Below are 20838 nucleotides of genomic sequence, written 5' to 3'. Positions count from 1 at the left end.
GTGCCCGGGGGTGTGTGGAGCGACACCCCCGGGCGGCTGCCCATACGGTAGTCCTGTGGCGGTCAGCGCAGGGTGAACACCGCCACCGTGCGTCCCGGAACGGTGAAGCTGCCCGAACTCCGCTCGTACGAGGACTTCTTGACGGTAGAATCCGCGCCCTTCGCCTGCACGGGGTGCAGGGCGTAGTTCTCGCCGGCCAGCGCGGTGACCTTCTGGGTCGTGGTGCCGGGCGTGGCGTTGAAGACGACGACGAGCCTGCCGAGGCGCATGGTGATCACGCCGGGGGTCTCGTCCGCGCCGGAGAGCGGGAAGGACAGCCGGGCCCGCACCTGCGCGGCGGTGGCCAGACCGAAGTCCTTCTCCGTGGTGCGGATGGTGAGCAGGTCGCGGTAGGCGGCCGAGGCCCCGTTGATCTGCGCGCAGCCCGGGGTGACCGTGGCGTCGGTCAGCAGGGGCTTCGCGTAGGGCCACTTGGCCTCGTTGTCCGCGGCCGGCGGCAGTCCGCGCCCGAAGCCGTTGCCGGCCCGGCAGTCCCAGTGCAGGGCGTTGAACCAGTCGCCGCTGTCGAAGGAGTTGCGGTCCAGCGACTTGGAGCGCAGCAGGTCCGTGCCGGCCTGGGAGAGCGCGGGGCCCTGGGAGAGGGCCGCCGTCGCCATGGCCAGGACCTGCGCGCGGGCCCGGTCGGCGGCCGGGGTGCCCGCCGGGAGCTTGTAGGCGAGCGCGTCGTACAGGGTCTCGTTGTCGTGGGCGTCGGCGTAGGCGAGGGCGTCACCGGGTGCGGCGGCGTAGCCGGCCGGGGCGCCGTTGTAGTCGACGCCGGAGCCCTTGACGGTGTTCCCGGAGGTGTCGGTGAAGGTGTAGTCGGCGAGGTTGCCGGTGAGGCCGACCTTGATCAGGTCCTGGTAGTGCAGCAGGCGGGCCTTCTGCTCGGCCCGCGTGCCGTTGGCGGTGGAGGCGTTGGGGTCGGTGTAGAGGCCGGTGGCGAAGCCCTGCACGCCGGGGTCCTCGTCGAACGGGGAGCCGCCGCGTACGGCGTCGCGGGCCCGGTCGGAGAAGGTGGCGATGCCGGTGCCGGCCATGTTCTTCTGGGTGGCCTGGACGAAGCGGGCGTCGTCGGCGACCTCGCCGAAGTTCCAGCCCTCCCCGTACAGGATGATCTTCTTGCCGTCCACGCCGTCCTCGGCGACGGTCAGCGCGTCGAGGGCCTTGCGGACGGCCAGGATGTTGGCCTTGGGGTGGTGGCCCATCAGGTCGAAGCGGAAGCCGTCGACCTTGTACTCCTTGGCCCAGGTGACGACCGAGTCCACGACGAGCTTGCCCATCATGGTGTTCTCGGGGGCGGTGTTGGCGCAGCAGGTGGAGGTGGCGACGGTGCCGTCCTCCAGGAGCCGCTGGTAGTAGCCGGGCACGATCCGGTCGAGGACGGACTTGCCGTCCTGGCCGGAGGCGACGGTGTGGTTGTAGACGACGTCCATGACGGTGCGCAGTCCGGCGCCGTTGATGCCCTGGACCATCTGCCGGAACTCGACCGTGCGCTTCGTGCCGTCCGGGTCGGAGGCGTAGCTGCCCTCCGGGACGGTGTAGTGCAGCGGGTCGTAGCCCCAGTTGAAGGCGTCCTTCGCGGCGGCCTTCGCCACGCACGCCTGCTGTTCGGCGGAGTCGGGGGCGTAGACGGACAGGTCGCAGGCGGGCTTGTGCTGGTCCTGCTTCTTCTCGGGGATGGTGCCGATGTCGAAGGCGGGCAGCAGGTGGACGTAGCTGGTGCCCGCGTCGGCGAGCTGCTCGAGGTGCTTCATCCCGTCGGAGCGGGTGTCGGTGAAGGCCAGGTACTCGCCGGGGTGCTTCGAGGTGGGGTCCGCGATGGAGAAGTCGCGGATCTGGAGCTCCTGGATCCGGGCGTCGCGCAGCGGCACGGCGGCGGGCTTGCGGAGGGTGTCCCAGCCCTTGGGGGCGAGCTCGCGGTCCGTCAGGTCCACGACGAGGCTGCGGGCGGAGTCGGCGGTGAGGGCGGTGGAGTAGGGGTCGGTGACCTTGTTGGTGACGAGCTTCTGGACGGTGGGCGCCCAGACGTCCACGACGTACCGGTACGGCTTGCCGGTCCAGCTCTTCTTCCCGGTGACGGACCAGACGCCGGTGCGGTCGTCGCGCCGCATGGGCACGGTCTTCCCGTCGAGTTCGAGCGCGACGGTACGGGCGGTGGGCGCCCACACCGAGAGGGTGGGGGTGCCGTGGCGGAAGACCGGGCCGAGGGCGGCGCCGCTCGCCCTCTCGCCGTAGAGGTCGTCGAGGACTCCGGCGCTCTGCACCCCGGTGGCGGCGAGCAGGGCCCCGTTGGCGGCGCGCTGCGTGGCGATCAGCTGGCCGCGCAGGGCCTCGCGGACGCGGTCGCGGTCCCGGGCGTCGACGGTGAAGGCCGGGTAGTCCTTGAGGTGCGGGTACTTCGCCTTCTGGGCGTCGGTCAGCGCGGACGGGGTGAGCCGCAGCCACTGGCCCTCGTCGCTGAGGGCGCCGTCCTCGACGGTGATGCCGCCGCCCGGCGCGTACACGAGCTGCTGGCTGGTGGCCTCGGTGGCCTTCACCTTCCAGACGACGGTGCCGGCGTCGATCCACTGCGCCTCGGCCTTGGTGAGGTCGGGCGTCGGTACGCCGCCGGCCTGCGGGAGCAGGTAGCCGGCCTTGCCGCCGATGAGCCACACCTCGTGGCCGTACGTGGCGAGATCGAGGGACTGGTCGCTGGGGAGGTCCTTCTCGTCGCCCCGGTGCAGGATGTAGCTGAGCGAGGTGGCCCCGTCGGTGAGCGGGACCTCGAAGGTGAGCCCGGAGGCGTCCTTCTGCACGGGCTGGAGCGGCTTGGCCCAGTCCGTGGGCTCCTTCGCACCGGTCCAGGTGTGCAGCCCCCAGCCGTCGTAGTCGCCGTCGGCCCGGTAGTAGTGCAGGACGGCCTTGGTGGTGTCCTGGTCCGGGTAGGCGCCGTCGGGCGCGGTGTCCGCCTGGCCGTCCTCGCCCTGCGCGATCCACACCTCACCGGTCTTCGCGAGGTCCACGCTGCGCTCGGGCCCGTCCGCGGCGCCGCTCTTCTCGACGGTGTACGGGACGGTGGCGGCGCCCTCGGGCACCGCGATCCACGCGAACGCGCCGTACGCGTCGCGCCCGGCGAAGGCGGCCGTGGCCCCGCCGGACCTCAGCTGCCAGCCGTCGTAGTCGCCGTCGGCGCGCTTGTAGTGGACGACGGCGTAGTCGCGCTCGACGGCGACGGGCTTGGCGGGCGCGGGCGCCTGTCCGGCGGTGGACGAGGCGGTGGCGCTCGCGGTGCGGCCGGCGCGGTCCACCACGACGGCCTTGTAGCGCAGCGGTGTGCCGGCGGCGGTCTTGTCGCTCAGCGTCTGGGTGACCTTGTACGGGGCGTGGTCGGCGGTGCCGAGGGTGGTCCACTTGCCGTTGCCGGTCTGGGCGGCGAAGACGACCCGGTTGAGCGAGCCGCCGTCCACGTCGGCGGTGAGCTCGACGGTGCCGGTGGCTCCGGCGGCGGGGGCCTTCAGGGTGACGGAGGGCTTGGCCGTGGGGGCCGCGAGGGGCTTGGCGGCGCGGAGCACGATGCTCGACAGGGCCGGGACGGTGACCGTGATCTTCTTGTCGGCACCGCTGCGGACCGTGCCGGAACCGCCGTACAGGGTGCGGAAGTCCATGCGGGCGGACCCGGTGGGCAGCTCGACGGTCTTCGCGGCGGTGCCGTTGTTGACGGCGACCAGGTATTCGTCGCCGCGCTTGGCGTCCGTACGCGAGAAGGCGTACACCGAGCCCTCGGCGTACCGCTCGGTCTGGACGCCGTCGCGGAGCGCCGGGTGGTCCCGGGTCAGCTTCGAGAGGGCGGCGATTGCACGGTAGAGCGGGTGGGTCTCGTCGTACGCGTCCGAGGCGTGGGTGCGATCGGTGCCCAGCTCGTCGTCGTCCAGGTAGTCGGCGGTCTTCGAGGCGAACATCGTCTGGCGGGCGTCCTTGTCGCCGCCGGCGCCCGTGAAGCCCTGCTCGTCGCCGTAGTAGACGACGGGGTTGCCCCGGCTGAGGAACATCAGCTCGTTGGCGAGCTCCGCGCGCTTCACCAGCTCCGCGTCGCCGGCCTCGGGGTTGTCCTGCTTCAGGAAGGTCCCGATGCGGCCCATGTCGTGGTTGCCGAGGAAGGTCACCTGCTCATAGGCGTTGGCCTTGTCGGTGGTGTAGCGGTAGTCGTCGGCGAAGACGGCGGCGAGCTTCGAGGCGGGGGCGCCCTGCGAGGCGTACTGGCGGGCCGCCTCCTGGAAGGGGAAGTCGAGTGTGGCGTCCAGCCGGCCCTGCGTGACGTACGGCGAGGTGACGGCGGTGTCCGAGGAGTAGACCTCGCCGAACATGAAGAAGTCCTCGCGCCCGTGCCTGGCCGCGTAGGCGTCGAGCGCGGTGGCCCACTGGGTCCAGAAGTCCATGTCGACGTGTTTGACGGTGTCGATCCGGAACCCATCGATGTCGAAGTCCCGGACCCACTTCTCGTAGATCTTCTCCATGCCGGAGACGACCTCGGGCCGCTCGGTCCACAGGTCGTCCAGCCCGGAGAAGTCGCCGTACGTGGTGGACTCGCCGGCGTACGTGGAGTCGCCGCGGTTGTGGTACATCGTCGGGTCGTTGAGCCAGGAAGGCGTCTTGCCGCCGCCGCTCACCGGCTTGTACGGGAAGGAGTCGGCGTCCACCTTCGCCATGCCGGCGGCGTCGTCGAAGGGGCGCCCGTCGCGGTCGAGGTAGGGGTAGGCGCCCTTGGACTTGTAGCCGTAGGTCTTCTCGGCGTAGTCGACGGTGTCGGCGGTGTGGTTGGTGATGACGTCGAAGAAGACCTTCATGCCCTTGCGGTGGGCCTTGTCGATCAGCTTCGTCAGGTCGGCGTTGGTGCCGAAGTGCGGGTCGACCCGGGTGAAGTCGGTGATCCAGTAGCCGTGGTAGCCGGCCGAGGCGTCCTTGCCGGTGCCCTGCACGGGCCGGTTCTCGAAGATGGGCGCGAGCCAGATGGCGGTGGTGCCGAGCCCCTTGATGTAGTCGAGCCGGTCGGTCAGCCCCTTGAGGTCGCCGCCCTGGTAGAACCCCTTGTCGGTGGGGTCGTAGCCGGTCTCCAGACGCGAACCGGTCAGCCCGCCCCGGTCGTTGCGGGTGTCGCCGTTGGCGAACCGGTCGGGCATCACGAAGTAGAACTGCTCGCGGGTCAGGTCGTGCCGGGTGGCCTGGCCGGCCAGCTTGGCGTCCGAGGGCGCGACGGGCGGCCGGGCCGCGGCGGCGGGCAGCGCGGGCACCAGGGCCGCGCACAGGGCGGCGGCGACGACCGCGGTCGCCGTTCTGCGTGCGGGCACGCGCGGGTACGGACGTTTCACTCGGGCTCTCCTAGGCGGGGTACGGGGGTGTGCGGGGCCGGACGGACCGCTGGGGGACGGCCCGTCCGGCGGGTGAGCGGACTGCCGGGGTCAGCCGCGCCAGACGTCCGAGGTCAGCGTGACCCTGCCGGAGGACGGCACCGTGGCCGTGCGGTTGGCACCGCTCTCCCAGGTCACGTTGCCGCTCGCGTCCTTGCGGATGTACTTGTACTCGAACGTGGTGCCGGCGGGCATGTTCACGTCGAGCTTCCAGACCGGGTACGTCGCCGGGTCGAGCTTCAGCGCGCTGCCGGTGTTCCAGTTGCCGAGGGCGGACTGGTTGCCGGTGACGTAGATGTTCTGGCCGAGCTGGGTGGTGGCATTGACCCCGAAGGAGGCGCCGGAGGTGCCCGTCTCGGTGCCGGGGCCGCCCGGGTCGGTGGAGCCGCCGCCACAGGTGCGGGCGCCGGTGTGCAGGGCGAGCGCGGTGTTGGCGCCGAGGGTCGCGGTGAACCGGCCGGAGCCGTCGACCGTGACGCCCTTGCCGGACTGGACGTCGCAGTAGTCGCCGGCGGGCAGCGAGGTCTGGAACGTGCGCGTCAGCGAGGAGCCCTCGTGGTTGATCGCCACGTACGCCTTGGAGCCGCGCCCGAAGGCGATCCGGTCGCCGCCGTCGTCCCACCAGTCGGTGACGGCCTCACCGCGCGCGGTGTTGCGGAAGCCGACCATGGAGGAGATCTCGCGCCAGGCGTGCTGGCACTTCCAGCCGTCGGTGTAGCAGGCGTTCACCGCCCCGCCGTTGGGCGGGCCGGCGTCCTTGTCGGACCACTCGTAGCCGGAGTGCACGTCGGGCGAGCCGTAGGGCCAGGCCAGCATGAACACGCTGGCGAGCGTGTAGTTGGCGCCGTCCTTGTAGTTCAGCGTCTCCCCGTTGCGCTCGGTGTCGTGGTTGTCGACGAACACCGCGGCCCTGGAGGAGGGCATGAAGCCCCAGCCCTCGCCGAAGTTCTTCAGGTAGGCGAGGTTCTCCTCGTTGAAGACCTTCTTCAGGCTGCGGGCGTACCGGAACTCCTGCACGTCGCCGTTGCCGGCGTACTCGTCGGGCGAGACGGCCTCGCCGGCCCCGTAGATCGCCTCCTGCTTCCAGTAGACGCCCGGGTTGCTCAGCCGGGACTTGATGTCGGCGAGGTCGCCGGCGGGCATGTGCTTGGCCGCGTCGATGCGGAATCCGTCGACGCCGAGCGAGAGCAGGTCGTTGAGGTAGCCGGCGACCTTCCCGCGTACGTAGTCCTCGCCGGTGTCCAGGTCGGCCAGCCCGACCAGCTCGCAGTTCTGGACGTTGGCGCGGTTGCCGTAGTTGTTGATCTCGGAGGTGCAGTCGTCCATGTCGTACGAGGAGTACAGCCCGGGGTAGTTGTACTTCGTGTACGAGGTGCCGCCCGTGCCGGTGCCCGAACCACTGGACATGTGGTTGATGACCGAGTCCGCGACCACCTTGACGCCCGCGCTGTGGCAGGCGCTGACCATGTTCGCGAAGGACGTGCGGTCCCCGAGCCGTCCGGCGATCTTGTAACTGACCGGCTGGTACGAGGTCCACCACTGGCCGCCCTGGATGTGCTCCTGGGGCGGCGAGACCTGGACGAAGCCGTATCCGGCGGGGCCGAGGGTGTCCTTGCACGCCCTGGCGACGGAGTCGAACGTCCACTCGAAGAGGACGGCGGTGACGTCCTTGGTGCCCGGGGCGGACGCCTCGGCCGTCGTGGCGGGGACCACGAGGGCGGCGGCTCCCGCGACGAGGGCGAGCGCGGCAGACAGGGGTCTGCTGGCCATGTTTTCCTCCTGCTGTGGGGGAAATGCGGGTGACGGTTCCGGCCTCATCGGCAACGCGCCCTGCCCTCAAGGCTCCTGAAGGTTCTTGCTGCAAGAATGCAAACCTTGCCGCAGCGAGACCGTACGAGTCCGGCAGGTCCCGGTCAACCCTTTGGACACCGCCCGCTCACATCCACGAAATGCTGTGGATTTCTTCCTGCAAGGGCTTACGCAAGACATTGCAGGCCTGTTACGTTTCTCCCGACTCCGGTCCGGCCGGCCGGGGGTCCCGTTACCCCGGGCCCCACGCGCCCGGCCGGCCGGGCCGGTCAGGACATGAGAGGCACCGGCGGTCACACCTCCCCGCCGGCCCGACCGGGCCGACCTCCGGTGCCTCTCCTGTGGCCGGCCGCCCCCGGGGCACGAGTCGTTCCCGGGCCGGGGCTAGGCTCGCCCCCATGTGGCCAGGAGAGCAGTCGCCCCCCGATCAGCCGGACACGCCGGGCACCCGGCACAGCGCGCCCCCGGCGCGGCCCGGCCGGGCCGCCTCCGACTGGCACGCCGCCCCCACGGTCGGCGTCAGCACCCCCGAACCGCCCCGCCCCCGCCGCAACCGGACCACGGTCGCCGTGGTGGCCGCCTCAGCGGCGGTCGTCGTGGCCTGCGCGGCGGCGGGCTACCTGGTCGTCCGCGACGGCGGGAAGGACGAGGCCGGCCCGCAGCCGGCGCCCACCAAGTCCGCGAGCGCGTCCGCGAGCACCGGCGGCACGGCCCGGGGCGCCGCAGGCGGCGGCTCGGACCCTCTCGTGCCCGGCTGGAACACCGTGGTCAACGCCAAGCGCGGCATCACCTTCGACGTGCCCGCCTCCTGGAAGCGCCAGTCCCCGAGCTGGGTGAGCTACGTGACGGAGAACGACGACCCCGAGGAGAAGCCGCTGGTAGCGATGATGGCCCCGGCGGTCCTCAAGGAGAAGTGGTGCACGTCCGACGACGACAAGGACGGCACCCCCGAGGAGTCCGCGCTCGCCTCGGTCGGCACCACCGGCGAGCAGGGCGCCAAGAGCGCGGCCGAGGCCGCCGAGGACACGGCCAGGACCTGGGTCTACGGCCTCTACACCCAGCCCGACCGCTCGCGCCTCACGGTCGGTGAGCCGGAGTCCTTCCGCACGGAGTCGGGCGTCGAGGGCAGCCTGGTGACCGTCACCTCGTCCGGGACGCCGAAGAAGGGCAAGTGCGACACCGACGGCAAGGCGGTGACCTTCGCCTTCAAGAACGCGGAGGGCCGCTTCGTCTCGTGGACCTACGTCGGCGCGCACGGCGTCCAGGACGAGGTGTCCGACGCCACGATCCGCCAGATCCTGGGCACCGTACGCCTCTTCGAGGAGGGCGACGGCGAGGGCTGACCCGGCCCCGCCCAGGATCACGCCATGCAGACCGGACGGCCCCTGACCAAGCGCGGACGCGTCTTCGTCCGTGTCGCCGCCGTCTTCGTCCTGCTCGTCTCGCTCGGCGGCGGCCTCGGCCTGGCCGTCGAGGGCATCGAGGGGCGGGCCGCCCTGCGCGACGGGCCCGTCGGCTCGCTGACGCCCACCGACCGCACCTGCGGCAAGCAGTCCTGCTCCTGGACCGGCACCTTCACCAGCACCGACGGCTCCGTCACCGCGCGGGACGTCGAGCTGAGGGACGCCGTGGACGTGCGCCGCGGTGACCCCGCGCCCGCCCGGATCGACGAGGTCCGGCTCGCCGAGGACGCCGGGGCCGCCTACACCGCCGACTACGGCTGGCACGGGCCCGTCGTGAAGGGCTCGGTCCTCGCCCTCGTGGGCCTCGCGATCGCGACCGGCATGGTCCTGAGGGGGCGCCGGCCGCGCACCGCCGCACCCGGACACGCGTGAGGGCCGGGCCCCTGCCGGACCCGGCCCCCTGAGTGCCCGCTCACGCGTTCCGCAGCGCCGCCGTCGAGCCCCGCACCACCAGCTCCGGCTGGAACACGTACTCCGTGCGCTGCACGGGGCTGCCGCCGATCTCCTCCAGCAGCGCGCCGACCGCTGCCGCCGCCATCGCCTGGACCGGCTGGCGGACCGTGGTCAGCGGCGGGTCGGTGAACGCGATGAGCTGCGAGTCGTCGAAGCCCACCACGGAGACGTCGCGCGGCACGTCGAGCCCGCGGTCCCGGGCCGCGCGGACCACGCCCAGCGCCATCAGGTCGCTGCCGCAGACGATGCCGGTGCACCCCCGGTCGAGCAGCGCGCCCGCCGCGACCTGGCCGCCCTCGACACTGAACAGCGTCGAGCAGACCAGGAGTTCGGCGTCCGCGCGGTCCAGGCCGAGCACGGCGACCGCGGCCTCCACGAAGCCGTCCCGCTTCCGGCGGGACGGCACATAGCGCTGCGGCCCTATGGCCAGGCCCACCCGGCGGTGGCCGAGTTCGGCGAGGTGGCTCACGGCCATCCGCACGGCGGCGGTGTCGTCGGGCGAGACGAACGGGGCGCTGATCCGCTCGTTGTACCCGTTGATCAGGACGAACGGCACCCCGCGCTCGGACAGCGCGGCATAGCGCGCCGGGTCGGCCGAGGTGTCGGCGTGCAGCCCGGACAGGAAGACGATGCCGCCGACGCCGCGCTCGACCAGCTGCTCGACCAGCTCGTCCTCGGTGGCGCCGCCGGGGAGCTGCGTGCAGAGCACCGGCGTGTAGCCGTGCCCGGCGAGCACCTGCTCCACGGACTGGGCGAACGCCGGGAAGATCGGGTTGGTCAGCTCGGGGGTGACCAGCCCGATGAGCCCGGCGCTGCGCTGCCGCAGCCGCACGGGCCGCTCGTAGCCCAGGATGTCGAGCGCCGCGAGCACCCGCTGGCGCGTGGTGTCCGCGACGCCCGGCTTGCCGTTGAGGACCCGGCTGACGGTGGCCTCGCTGACGGACGCCTGGCCGGCGATGTCCGACAGCCTGAGCGCACCGCCCGCGCCGGGGCCCCGCGGCAGCGGAACGGTCGTCACACCGTCCACCACACCGTGGTGTCCGCGGGCAGCTCGACCGTGTCGCCGTCGGTCTCGACCGGGGCGCTGGACAGCAGGACCGTGCCCGGTACGGGGATGCGGACCGGGGCGCCCGTGGTGTTGACGGTGCAGACGAACCCGGGCCGGGCGAAGGCGAGCAGCCCCTCCGGCACGTCCAGCCAGCGCACGTCGGCGCCCGCGCCGAGCCCGGGGTGCGCCCGGCGGGCGGCGATGGCGGCCCGGTACAGCTCCAGGGTGGAGCCGGCCGCGCCGGTCTGCGCCTCGACGCTCAGCTCACCCCAGCCGGCGGGCTGCGGAAGCCAGCTGCCGCCCGCGCCGAAGCCGTACGAGGAGCCCTCGCGGGTCCACGGGATCGGGACGCGGCAGCCGTCGCGGAAGCCGTCCTGGCCCTCGGCCCGGAAGAACGACGGGTCCTGGCGGGCCTCGTCGGGCAGGTCGGTGACGTCGGGCAGGCCGAGCTCCTCGCCCTGGTAGACGTAGGCGGAACCGGGCAGCGCCAGCATCAGCATCGTGGCCGCGCGGGCCCGGCGCAGGCCCAGCTCGCGGTCGCCGGGGGTGCGGATCTGGGTGCCGAGGCCCGCCGGGTTGGCGAACCGGGTGGCGTGCCGGGTGACGTCGTGGTTGGAGAGCACCCAGGTGGTGGGGGCGCCGACCGGCCGCATGGCGTCGAGCGAGGTGTCGATGACCTCGCGGAGCGCGGCGGCGTCCCAGGCGGTGGCCAGGTACTGGAAGTTGAACGCCTGGTGCATCTCGTCGGGGCGCACGTAGTTGGCGGTGCGCTCGACGGTCGGCGTCCACGCCTCGGCGACGGCGATCCTCTCGCCGGGGTATTCGTCCAGGATGGTGCGCCAGCTGCGGTAGATCTCGTGCACCCCGTCCTGGTCGAAGAACGGCATGACATCGTTTCCGAGCAGCTTCAGCTGGTCGTGGGTGCCCAGGTCGGGCAGCCCCTCGGCCTTGACCAGGCCGTGCGCGACGTCCACGCGGAAGCCGTCGACGCCCATGTCGAGCCAGAAGCGCAGGATCGAGCGGAACTCGTCGGCGACGGCCGGGTGCTCCCAGTTGAAGTCGGGCTGCTCGGGCGCGAAGAGGTGGAGGTACCACTCGCCGGGGGTGCCGTCCGGGTTCGCGGTGCGGGTCCAGGCGGGGCCGCCGAAGATGGACTCCCAGTCGTTGGGCGGGAGTTCGCCGTTCGCGCCCTTGCCGGGGCGGAAGTGGTAGCGGTCGCGCAGGGCGGAGCCGGGGCCCTCGGTGAGCGCGCGCTTGAACCACTCGTGCTGGTCGGAGGAGTGGTTGGGCACCAGGTCGACGATGATCCGCAGGCCCAGGTCGTGGGCGTCGCGGATCAGCGCGTCGGCGTCGAGCAGGCTGCCGAACATCGGGTCGATGGCCCGGTAGTCGGCGACGTCGTATCCGGCGTCGGCCTGCGGGGACGCGTAGAAGGGGCTGAGCCAGACCGCGTCGACGCCGAGTTCCTTGAGGTACGGGAGTCTTCCGCGTACGCCTGCGAGATCGCCCATGCCGTCACCGTTGCCGTCGGCGAAGCTGCGCGGATAGACCTGGTAGATCACCGCGTCCTGCCACCAGCCGGTGCGGTGGCCGGCGGCGTCGTCGGACGTACCGGTGGAGGGGGCAGCGAGGTGCTGGGTCATGTCGTCCCTGGGGTGTCTGGGTGGGGGGTGGCGCCGGGACCGGGTCGGGATTCCGGCGCCACCGTGACTGGTGCGTGCGTGCGGTCGGTCGGTCGGGCGTACTCAGCCCTTGACGGCTCCGGCGGACATGCCGGTGACCAGGTGCTTCTGCGCGAACAGGAACACCAGGGCCGCGGGTATCGCGATCAGTACGGACGCTGCGGTCATCGGGCCCCACTGGGCGCCGTACTGGTTGACGAACTTCTGGAGGCCGCCCGCGAGGGTCAGGTTCTCGTCGCCGACCATGAACGCGGAGGCGTAGGCCACCTCGCCCCAGGCGGTGATGAAGGAGTAGAACGCGGTGACCGCGAGGCCGGGCTTGGCCAGCGGGAGGATGAGCCGCCAGAAGGTGCCGAACGGGGTGAGGCCGTCGACCATCCCCGACTCGTCGATCTCGCGCGGGATGGTGTCGAAGAAGCCCTTCATCATCCAGGCGCAGAACGGCACCGAGATCGTCAGGTAGGTGATCACCAGACCGGCGGGCTGGTTGATCAGGCCCATCGTGGACATGATGTTGTAGATCGGCACGATGAGGACGGCGACCGGGAACATCTGGGTCACCAGCAGGGTCCACATCAGACCGCGCTTGCCGGGGAACCGGAAGCGGCTGACGGCGTAGCCCGTGGTGGCGGAGACGAAGACACCGAGGACGGTGCTGAGCCCCGCGATGACCACGGAGTTGCCGAACCAGGTCAGGAACTCGGTGTCCTTGATCAGGTTCGTGTAGTTCTCGATCGTCGTGTCGCGGAAGAAGTCCGTGGTGGTGGCGTACTTCGCGGGCTTCAGCGAGGTCAGCAGGACCCAGAGGACCGGGAAGACGGCGATCACCGAGGCGACGATCAGCGTGAGGTGCAGGGCCACGGACGCGACCGGTGAACGCTCTCCGCGCTTGCGGGGCGGACGGCCGGCGGGCCGGGCGGTGGCGGGGGTGTGCGCGGCGGTGGTCACCAGTTGTCTCCCTGGGTGCGGAGCACTCGCCGGTAGACCACGGCGAAGAGCATCAGGAGTACGAGGATCAGTACGCCCCAGGTCGACGACTGGGCGAAGTCGCGCGGGCTGATCTCGAAGGAGAACTTGTACGCCTGGGTGACGAGGATCTGCGTGGACTCACCGGGGCCGCCCCGGGTGAGCAGGAAGATCACCGGGAACATGTTGAAGGTCCAGATGGTGGAGAGCAGGACCACCGTGGTGGAGACCGGGCGCAGCCCCGGCAGCGTGACGTGGCGGAAGCGCTGCCAGGCCGTCGCGCCGTCCATCTCCGCGGCCTCGTACTGCTCGGACGGGATGGCCTGCAGGCCGCCGAGCAGGGCGACCATGATGAAGGGCACGCCGAGCCAGACGTTGACGGCGATGACGGAGAACTTCGCCCAGGTGGGGTCGTTGAGCCACGGGACGCCGTCGATGCCGACGCCGCCGAGGACCCTGTTGAGCAGGCCGCGCTCCTCGTTGTAGAGGAAGCGCCAGGCGAAGACCGAGACGAAGCCGGGGATGGCCCAGGGCAGGATCAGGGCCATGCGGTAGAAGGAACGGCCGGCGATCCTGCGGTTCAGGATGTTGGCCAGGGCCATGCCGAGCACGAAGGTGATGCCCACGCAGGAGACCGTCCACACCAGGGTCCAGACCAGGGTGTCGAGGAACTGACCGCCGGTGAGGGCGTCCGCGTAGTTGTCCAGTCCCACGAACTTGTAGGTGGCCGGCATGTCGTTGACGCCGATGGAGCGGGCGACGTTGCGCTCGTTGGCGTCGGTCAGCGACAGCCAGATACCGCGGACCAGCGGGTATCCGATGATCACGCCGATCACGATCACCACCGGGGCGACCATGGCCCAGGCGTACCAGTGAACGGAGAGGGCCCGCCGGAGCGCGCCCGGCCGCGGAGGGGTGCCAGTACCGCGGCTCCGGCCGCGGGCGACGTCGTCGCCCGCGGCCTTCGCCACCGACTGGCTGGTGTGGACAGCCATCAGTCGGCCTGCCTTCCTGGTTACTTCCAGCCCTTGAGGAGCTTGCGGTAGGAGTCACCGGTGGCCTTGGCGGCCTTCTCCGGCGTGGTCTGACCGGTGAGCACCTTGGTGTACTCGGTGTTCAGCGGCGCGAAGAGGCTGCCGGTCTCCGGAATCCAGGGCCGCTCGACGGCGGTCTCGACGACCGGCTTGAAGAACTGGACGATCTCGCTGCCCACGGCCTCCGGCTTGGCGTACGCGGAGGTGCGGGTGGGCAGCAGGTTCAGCTCACCGGCGGTCTGCGCCTGGGTCTCGACCGAGGTCATGTAGTCGACGAAGGCGTAGGAGGCCTCCAGGTTCTTGGAGCCCGCGTAGACGGCCAGGTTGTGACCGCCCTGCGGAGCGCCCTGCGCGGCGGAGCCGGCCGGGACCGGGGCGACGCCCAGGTTCTCCTTGTCGGTGAACTGGTCGCCGGTCAGCGTGTCGGCCACCGCCCAGGGGCCGTTGATCATCATCGCGACGTCGCCGTTCTTGAACGACTGCATCATGTTCTCCCAGCCGTCCGTGGCGTCGGTCTTCGCCGCCCCGGAGTCGACCAGGTCCTTGACCACCTCGAACGCCTTGACGCCCTCGGGCTTGTCGATGGTCACCGTCTTCTCGGCGGCGTCGACCAGGTCACCGCCCTCGCCGTACAGGAAGGAGAGGAAGTAGTACGAGTCGTCGCCGCGCAGGTAGAGACCGGTCTTGCCGGTCTTCGACTTGATCTTCTCGGCGACCGACTTCAGCTCCGAGATGGTGTTCGGCGGCTTCACGCCGGCCTTCTCGAACATCTTCTTGTTGTAGAAGACGCCCATGGAGTCGATGACCTGCGGAACGGCGTAGGTCTTGCCGTTGTACTTCGTGGAGGCCACGGCCTGCTTCAGGAAGTCGTCCTGGTCCTTCAGCGCGGACGTGCCGTCCAGCGGCGCGAGATAGCCGAGGTCGGCGAACTCCGGGGTCCACGCGACCTCGGAGCGGATCACGTCGGGGGCGCCGGAGCCGGCCTGCGCCGCGTTCTTGAACTTGTTCTGCGCCTCACCGAAGGGCACGTTGACGTACTTGACGTCGACCTTCGGGTGCTTCTTCTCGAAGCCCTCGGCGATCTTCTTGAAGACCTTGTCCTCCGTACCCGCGCCGGACGTGTCCCACCACGTCACGGTGCCGGAGAGCTCGCCCGAGCTCTTGGAGGTGCTGCCGGAATCGTCGTCATCGCTGCCGCAGGCGGTCGCCGCGAGCGCCAGGGCCGCGACCAGGGCAGTGGCCGTTATGCCACGTCGCATCTGAACTCCTTCAACTGCCGTACCGCTCCGTCGCGGCGCCGGGTCGACGTGAACGTAACAAGGATGAAAGACGACCGAAAGAGTTTGCGGAAGATTTCTGCAAGCTCCGGCGATCGTTACATTGGCGTGTCCTCAAGGTTGCCGTCAAGCCACTTGACGAAACTCCCCGATCCCTGCCACACGGGGCCCACCAGCCCCGATTCCGCAGTGCGACGATCTGACCGCAGCCGGCAAGCCGGGCCCGCAAGGACTTGCAAGACGTTGCCGCCGGATGCGGCGGGGCGCCGCTGACGGCGCCCCGGGGCGGCCCGTCCCGTCCGAATCCTGTGCATGGTGGGCAATCCGACCCGCTCCCGGTACAGTCCATTGCCATGACCGCACGGCTTGCCGATATCGCAACTCAGGCGGGGGTCAGCGAAGCGACGGTCAGCCGTGTACTGAACGGCAAGCCCGGGGTAGCCGCTGCCACCCGCGAATCCGTCCTCGCCGCGCTCGACGTACTCGGCTACGAACGGCCCGTACGGCTGCGCAGGCGCAGCGCGGGGCTCGTCGGCCTGATCACGCCCGAGCTGGAGAACCCGATCTTCCCGGCGCTCGCCCAGGTCATCGGGCAGGCACTGACCCGGCAGGGCTACACCCCGGTCCTCGCGACCCAGACCCCGGGCGGCTCCACCGAGGACGAGCTGACCGAGATGCTGGTCGACCGGGGCGTCTCCGGGATCATCTTCGTCTCCGGACTGCACGCCGACACCTCGGCCGACATGGGGCGTTACGAGCAACTGCGCGCCCAGGGCGTCCCCTTCGTCCTGGTCAACGGCTTCTCGCCCAAGGTGCAGGCACCTTTCATCTCGCCGGACGACCGGGCCGCCATGCGGCTGGCGGTGACGCATCTGGTGTCGCTGGGGCACACCCGGATCGGGCTCGCGGTCGGCCCGAAGCGCTTCGTTCCGGTGCTCCGCAAGATCGAGGGCTTCCACGCCACGATGCACGAGCAGTTGAACCTGACGGCGGACGCGGTCGAGGAGCTGATCCAGCACTCCCTCTACACGCTGGAGGGCGGCCAGGCCGCCGCCTCCGCGCTGATGGAGCGGGGCTGCACGGCGGTGGTGTGCGCGAGCGACATGATGGCGCTCGGCGCGATCAGGGCCGCCCGCCGGCTCTCCCGCGAGGTCCCGCGCGACCTGTCGGTGGTGGGGTACGACGACTCGCCGCTCATAGCGTTCACCGATCCGCCGCTGACCACGATCCGCCAGCCGGTGACGGCGATGGGCCAGGCCGCGGTGCGCACGCTGCTGGAGGAGATCGGCGGCACGCCCGCCCCGCACAGCGAGTTCGTCTTCATGCCGGAACTCGTCGTACGCGGCTCCACCGCGGCGGGCCCCGGCCAGGACGCGGCGGGCCCCGTCGCTCTTCCAGGGTCGCACGCGGAGGTCTGACCGGCTCGTCGCACGCCCCCCGGGCCGTGCGGCCGGACGTGCAACTCGCGCTCCGCCGGAGGATCATCGGGCAGAGAAGGCAAATCTGGCAGACTCTGTCCCTATGGGTGAATTGCGCGTGAAACGACAGGAAGGCCGTATGGAGGCCACCCCGTCACCCATCGTGAACGAGGCGGCTCCCGAGGCGAACACCAAGCAGTCCGGTCGCGCACACCGGCTCGGCGGAGCACTCGATCACATCGCGTCCCGGCTGCGCTCGCCCCGGGCGCCCCGGCGGCCCCGCCTGTGGTTCGAAATCCTGCTCGTCGCGGTGAGTTACTGGGTGTACTCACTGGTGCGCAACGCGGTCCCCGAGCAGAAGGCCGCCGCCCTCGCCAACGCGGACTGGCTCTGGTCGGTCGAACGTTTCCTCGGCATCGCGGTCGAGCAGTCGGTCAACCACGCGGTGAACTCGGTGACATGGCTCATCGTGTCGATGAACTACTACTACGCGACGCTGCACTTCGTCGTCACGATCAGTGTGCTCGTATGGTTGTTCCGCCGGCATCCGGGCCGGTACGCGGCGGCCAGGCTGGCCCTGTTCGCCACCACGGCCGTGGCGCTCCTCGGCTACTACCTGTACCCGTTGGCCCCGCCCCGCCTGATGAGCGGCGGCCATTTCATCGACACGGTCCTGGTCCACCAGACCTGGGGTTCGATGGCGTCGGGCAACTTCAAGAACATGTCCAACCAGTACGCGGCGATGCCGTCGATGCACATCGGCTGGTCCCTCTGGTGCGGCCTCACCGTCTTCGCCCTGGCCTCGGCCCCGTGGGCCCGCATCCTGGGGCTGCTGTACCCCGCGGTCACCCTGATGGTGATCGTGTCGACGGCGAACCACTTCTGGCTGGACGCGGTGGGCGGCATGGCGTGCCTGGCGTTCGGTTACGCGGTGTCGTACGCGTGGTACGGGTCGCTGCCGCACCGGCTGCCGAAACGTATCCCGCCGAAGGCGGGGCGTCCACGGCTGAGCGCGCTGGGGGCGCAGCCCCGCCGCGAGCCGGCGGCGACCCGGCACTGACCCCGGGGCAGCAGCAAGACCAAGCCCCTCCGGCGACTGAGGAGCGGGGTGTGGGGCGGAGCTCCGCGAAGCCGCCGGATGGCGCTCCTCACCCGCCGTAGAACCGCTCCTCCACCACGCCCCGCGCCCTGCGCGTCACCCGGCGGTAGTCGTCCAGCATGTCCCCCACATGCCCCTCCTCGTACCCCAGGTACCGCCCCACCGCGGACAGCTCGCGCGGGACCGAGGGGAACGTGTCGCCCGGGCGTCCCCGTACGAGCATCACCGCGTTGCGGACCCGCGTGGCCAGGACCCACGCCTCGTCCAGGGTCTGGGCGTCGTCCTCGGAGATCAGGTCCGCCGCGCGCGCCGCGGCCAGCGCGGCGCGGGTGCGGGTGGTGCGCAGGCCGGGGACCTCGTGGCCGTGGCGCATCTGCATCAGCTGGACCGTCCACTCGACGTCGCTCAGCCCGCCGCGCCCCAGTTTCGTGTGGAGCGTCGGGTCCGCGCCGCGCGGCAGCCGCTCCGACTCCATCCGGGCCTTCAGCCGCCGGATCTCGCGGACCGCGTCGTCGCCCAGCCCGTCCGCCGGATACCGCAGGGGGTCGATCAGCTCCACGAACTCCGCGCCGAGGTCCAGGTCCCCGGCCATCGGCTCGGCCCGCAGCAGGGCCTGGCTCTCCCAGCCGAGCGACCAGCGCCGGTAGTACGCGTCGTACGACTTCAGGGTGCGGACGAGGGGGCCGTTCTTGCCCTCCGGGCGCAGGTCGGGGTCGATGATGAGCGGCGGGTCCGCGGTGGGCAGCTGCAGGAGGCGCCGCATCTCGGAGACCACCCGGTTCGCCGCCCGCCCCGCCTCCTGCTCGTCCACGCCCTCCCGCGGCTCGTGCACGAAGAGGACGTCCGCGTCGGAGCCGTATCCCAGCTCGTGCCCGCCGAACCGCCCCATGCCGATCACGGCGAACCGGGTCGGCAGGGTGTCCCCCCACTCCGCGCGCACGGCGGCCCTCAGCGCACCGGCGATGGTGACGGCGTTCAGGTCCGTGACCGCGCCGCCGACCCGGTCCACGAGGGCGCCGGGATCGGACTCGGCGGGGCTGTCCTCCGTACCGTACGAGCCGATGAGGTCGGCGGCCGTCGTGCGGAACAGCTCACGCCTGCGCACCCCGCGCACCACCGCGACGGCCGTCTCCGCGTCGTCCGCGCGGCCGACGGCGGCCAGCACCTCCTGCTCCAGGTGGACCCGGCTGCGCGGGGCGAGGCCCTGCGGGTCGCCGAGGATGGACACGGCCTCGGGGGCGCGCAGCAGCAGGTCCGGGGCGAGCCGGCCGGCCGAGAGGACCCGGGCGAGGTTCTCGGCGGCGGCCCCCTCGTCGCGCAGGAGCCGCAGATACCACGGCGTCTTGCCGAGCGCGTCGGACACCTTGCGGAAGCCGAGGAGTCCGGCGTCCGGGTCGGCGGAGTCCGCGAACCAGCCGAGGAGCACCGGCAGCAGGGTGCGCTGGATGGCGGCCTTGCGGGAGACCCCGGACGACAGCGCCTCCAGGTGGCGCAGGGCGGCGGCCGGGTCCTCGTAGCCGAGGGCGACGAGCCGTGCCGTGGCGGCCTTGGTGCTGAGCCGGGACTCGCCGGGCGCGAGCTGGGCGACGGCGTCGAGCAGCGGCCGGTAGAACAGCTTCTCGTGCAGCCGGCGCACCACGGAGGCGTGCCGCCGCCACGCCTGGTTCAGCTCCGCGATGGGGTCGGTGCGCAGCCCGAGGGAGCGGCCGAGACGGCGCAGGTCGGGCTCCTCGTCGGGGACGAGGTGGGTGCGGCGCAGCCGGTAGAGCTGGATGCGGTGCTCCATGGCGCGCAGGAAGCGGTAGGCGTCGTCCAGCTGCACGGCGTCGACGCGCCCCACGTAGCCGCCCCCGGCGAGCGCCCCCAGCGCCTCCAGGGTCGATCCGCTGCGCAGCGCGGGGTCGCTGCGGCCGTGCACGAGCTGGAGGAGCTGTACGGCGAACTCGACGTCCCGCAGCCCGCCGGGGCCGAGCTTCAGCTCCCGGTCGACGCGGTCGGCGGGGATCGTGTCGACCACGCGGCGGCGCATCTTCTGGACGTCGGGGACGAAGTTCTCCCGGTCCGCGGCCTGCCAGACGAGCGGTGAGACGGCCTCGACGTACTCCTCGCCGAGCGCCCGGTCGCCGGCCACCGGGCGGGCCTTCAGCAGCGCCTGGAACTCCCAGGTCTTGGCCCAGCGCTGGTAGTACGCGAGGTGCGAGGAGAGCGTGCGCACGAGGGGGCCGTTGCGGCCCTCGGGGCGGAGGTTGGCGTCGACGGGCCAGATGGTGCCCTCGACGGTGGTGTCGGAGCAGATCCGCATGAGGTGCGAGGCGAGCCGGGTCGCGGCCTGCATGGCCTTGCTCTCCTCGGTGCCGTCGGTGGGCTCGGCGACGAAGATGACGTCCACGTCGGACACGTAGTTCAGCTCGTGGCCGCCGCACTTGCCCATCGCGACGACCGCGAGCCGGCACTGCGCGGCGTCGTCGGGGGCGGCGGCCGAGGCGATACGCAGGGCGGCGCGCAGGGTCGCGGTGGCGAGGTCCGCCAGCTCGGCGGCGGTCTCGGCGACGTCGGTCGTGCCGCAGACGTCCCGGGCCGCGATGGACAGCAGGCACCGCCGGTAGCCGACGCGCAGGGCGTCCGGATCGTCCGCCCCGGCCAGCTCCTGTTCGAACTCGGCGACCCCGGGGTGCAGGTCGGCGGCCTCGTACGTGACGAGGACCTGCCAGTCGCGCGGGTGCCGGACCAGGTGGTCGCCGAGCGCCTCGGACGCGCCGAGCACCCCGAGCAGCCGGTCCCGCAGGGGCTTGGCGGTGACCAGGGTGTCCAGCAGGATCTGCCGCTCCCCCGCCTCCTCCGCCTCGACCAGCCGGACGAGGCCGCGCAGCGCGAGGTCGGGGTCGGCGGTGGCCCCGAGCGCGTCGAGGAGCACGGAGTCGGAGCGTACGGAGGCGAGGTCCGGCAGGTCGAGCAGCCGCTCGGCGGCGGACGGGTCGGTGAAACCGTGCCGCAGCAGTCGGGTGAACGTACTGCTCCTGCGCCCCGGCACCATGGTCATCCCACGCTCTCCCGCTCGCCGCCCGATCAGCTCCCAGCCTTCGGAGTTTAGGCGGTACGGGGGCGGGGCGCGGGGAGCGGCCGGGGTACGAGGCGCGGGCGGGGCGCGGGGAGCGGGCGGGGT

12 protein-coding genes are annotated in these 20838 nt (G+C 71.5%); 4 read left to right on the top strand and 8 right to left on the bottom strand.

Annotated features, from left to right (window positions below; genetic code table 11):
* Window positions 1–62 precede the first annotated feature (62 nt).
* Both pulA and FKN01_RS30085 read right to left on the bottom strand, forming a co-directional pair.
* Window positions 63–5387, bottom strand: coding sequence for a pullulanase-type alpha-1,6-glucosidase (gene pulA, locus FKN01_RS30090; protein WP_143625823.1), 5325 nt, complete (start codon window positions 5385–5387; stop codon window positions 63–65).
* 90 nt (window positions 5388–5477) lie between these two features.
* The gene (locus FKN01_RS30085; RefSeq protein WP_143625822.1) at window positions 5478–7196 is read right to left on the bottom strand and encodes a carbohydrate-binding module family 20 domain-containing protein; all 1719 of its coding nucleotides are present in this window, start codon (window positions 7194–7196) and stop codon (window positions 5478–5480) included.
* Between the two features lie 437 nt (window positions 7197–7633).
* Between FKN01_RS30085 and FKN01_RS30080 the strand changes: the two genes are divergently transcribed.
* Together FKN01_RS30080 and FKN01_RS30075 are read left to right on the top strand one after the other, a co-directional pair.
* The gene (locus FKN01_RS30080) at window positions 7634–8578 is read left to right on the top strand and encodes a hypothetical protein (protein ID WP_260697074.1); all 945 of its coding nucleotides are present in this window, start codon (window positions 7634–7636) and stop codon (window positions 8576–8578) included.
* Window positions 8579–8602: 24 nt separating this feature from the next.
* Window positions 8603–9070 (top strand): hypothetical protein, encoded by a 468-nt coding sequence (locus FKN01_RS30075; RefSeq protein WP_143625821.1) that lies wholly within the window; start codon window positions 8603–8605, stop codon window positions 9068–9070.
* A 40-nt stretch (window positions 9071–9110) separates the two neighbouring features.
* Here FKN01_RS30075 and FKN01_RS30070 read toward each other — a convergent pair whose 3' ends face one another.
* The 5 genes from FKN01_RS30070 to FKN01_RS30050 form a co-directional block, all read right to left on the bottom strand.
* Window positions 9111–10181, bottom strand: a complete 1071-nt coding sequence (locus FKN01_RS30070) for a LacI family DNA-binding transcriptional regulator (protein ID WP_143625820.1) — start codon at window positions 10179–10181, stop codon at window positions 9111–9113.
* Window positions 10166–11842 carry an alpha-amylase family glycosyl hydrolase gene (locus FKN01_RS30065; RefSeq protein ID WP_143625819.1) on the bottom strand — a complete coding sequence of 559 codons (1677 nt, stop codon included), beginning with the start codon at window positions 11840–11842 and terminating at the stop codon, window positions 10166–10168. The genes FKN01_RS30070 and FKN01_RS30065 overlap by 16 nt, the downstream gene beginning before the upstream one ends.
* A gap of 102 nt (window positions 11843–11944) precedes the next feature.
* Window positions 11945–12829, bottom strand: a complete 885-nt coding sequence (locus tag FKN01_RS30060) for a sugar ABC transporter permease (RefSeq protein WP_143625818.1) — start codon at window positions 12827–12829, stop codon at window positions 11945–11947.
* Window positions 12826–13842, bottom strand: a complete 1017-nt coding sequence (locus FKN01_RS30055; RefSeq protein WP_143625817.1) for a carbohydrate ABC transporter permease — start codon at window positions 13840–13842, stop codon at window positions 12826–12828. The genes FKN01_RS30060 and FKN01_RS30055 overlap by 4 nt, the downstream gene beginning before the upstream one ends.
* Before the next feature lie 20 nt (window positions 13843–13862).
* The gene (locus FKN01_RS30050; protein ID WP_143625816.1) at window positions 13863–15140 is read right to left on the bottom strand and encodes an extracellular solute-binding protein; all 1278 of its coding nucleotides are present in this window, start codon (window positions 15138–15140) and stop codon (window positions 13863–13865) included.
* Between the two features lie 371 nt (window positions 15141–15511).
* On the opposite strand from FKN01_RS30050, the gene FKN01_RS30045 reads away from it, so the two are divergent.
* Together FKN01_RS30045 and FKN01_RS30040 are read left to right on the top strand one after the other, a co-directional pair.
* Window positions 15512–16576: a LacI family DNA-binding transcriptional regulator gene (locus tag FKN01_RS30045; protein WP_143625815.1), complete on the top strand. Its 1065-nt coding sequence runs from the start codon at window positions 15512–15514 to the stop codon at window positions 16574–16576.
* Between the two features lie 163 nt (window positions 16577–16739).
* Window positions 16740–17636 (top strand): phosphatase PAP2 family protein, encoded by an 897-nt coding sequence (locus FKN01_RS30040; protein ID WP_143625836.1) that lies wholly within the window; start codon window positions 16740–16742, stop codon window positions 17634–17636.
* An 88-nt stretch (window positions 17637–17724) separates the two neighbouring features.
* On the opposite strand, the gene FKN01_RS30035 is transcribed toward FKN01_RS30040, so the two are convergent.
* The gene (locus FKN01_RS30035; RefSeq protein WP_143625814.1) at window positions 17725–20715 is read right to left on the bottom strand and encodes a bifunctional [glutamine synthetase] adenylyltransferase/[glutamine synthetase]-adenylyl-L-tyrosine phosphorylase; all 2991 of its coding nucleotides are present in this window, start codon (window positions 20713–20715) and stop codon (window positions 17725–17727) included.
* Window positions 20716–20838 lie beyond the last annotated feature (123 nt).

This window comes from Streptomyces sp. 130 (assembly GCF_007096885.1).
Lineage (GTDB): Bacteria > Actinomycetota > Actinomycetes > Streptomycetales > Streptomycetaceae > Streptomyces.
This window is presented reverse-complemented; position numbering and strand designations above follow the sequence as displayed.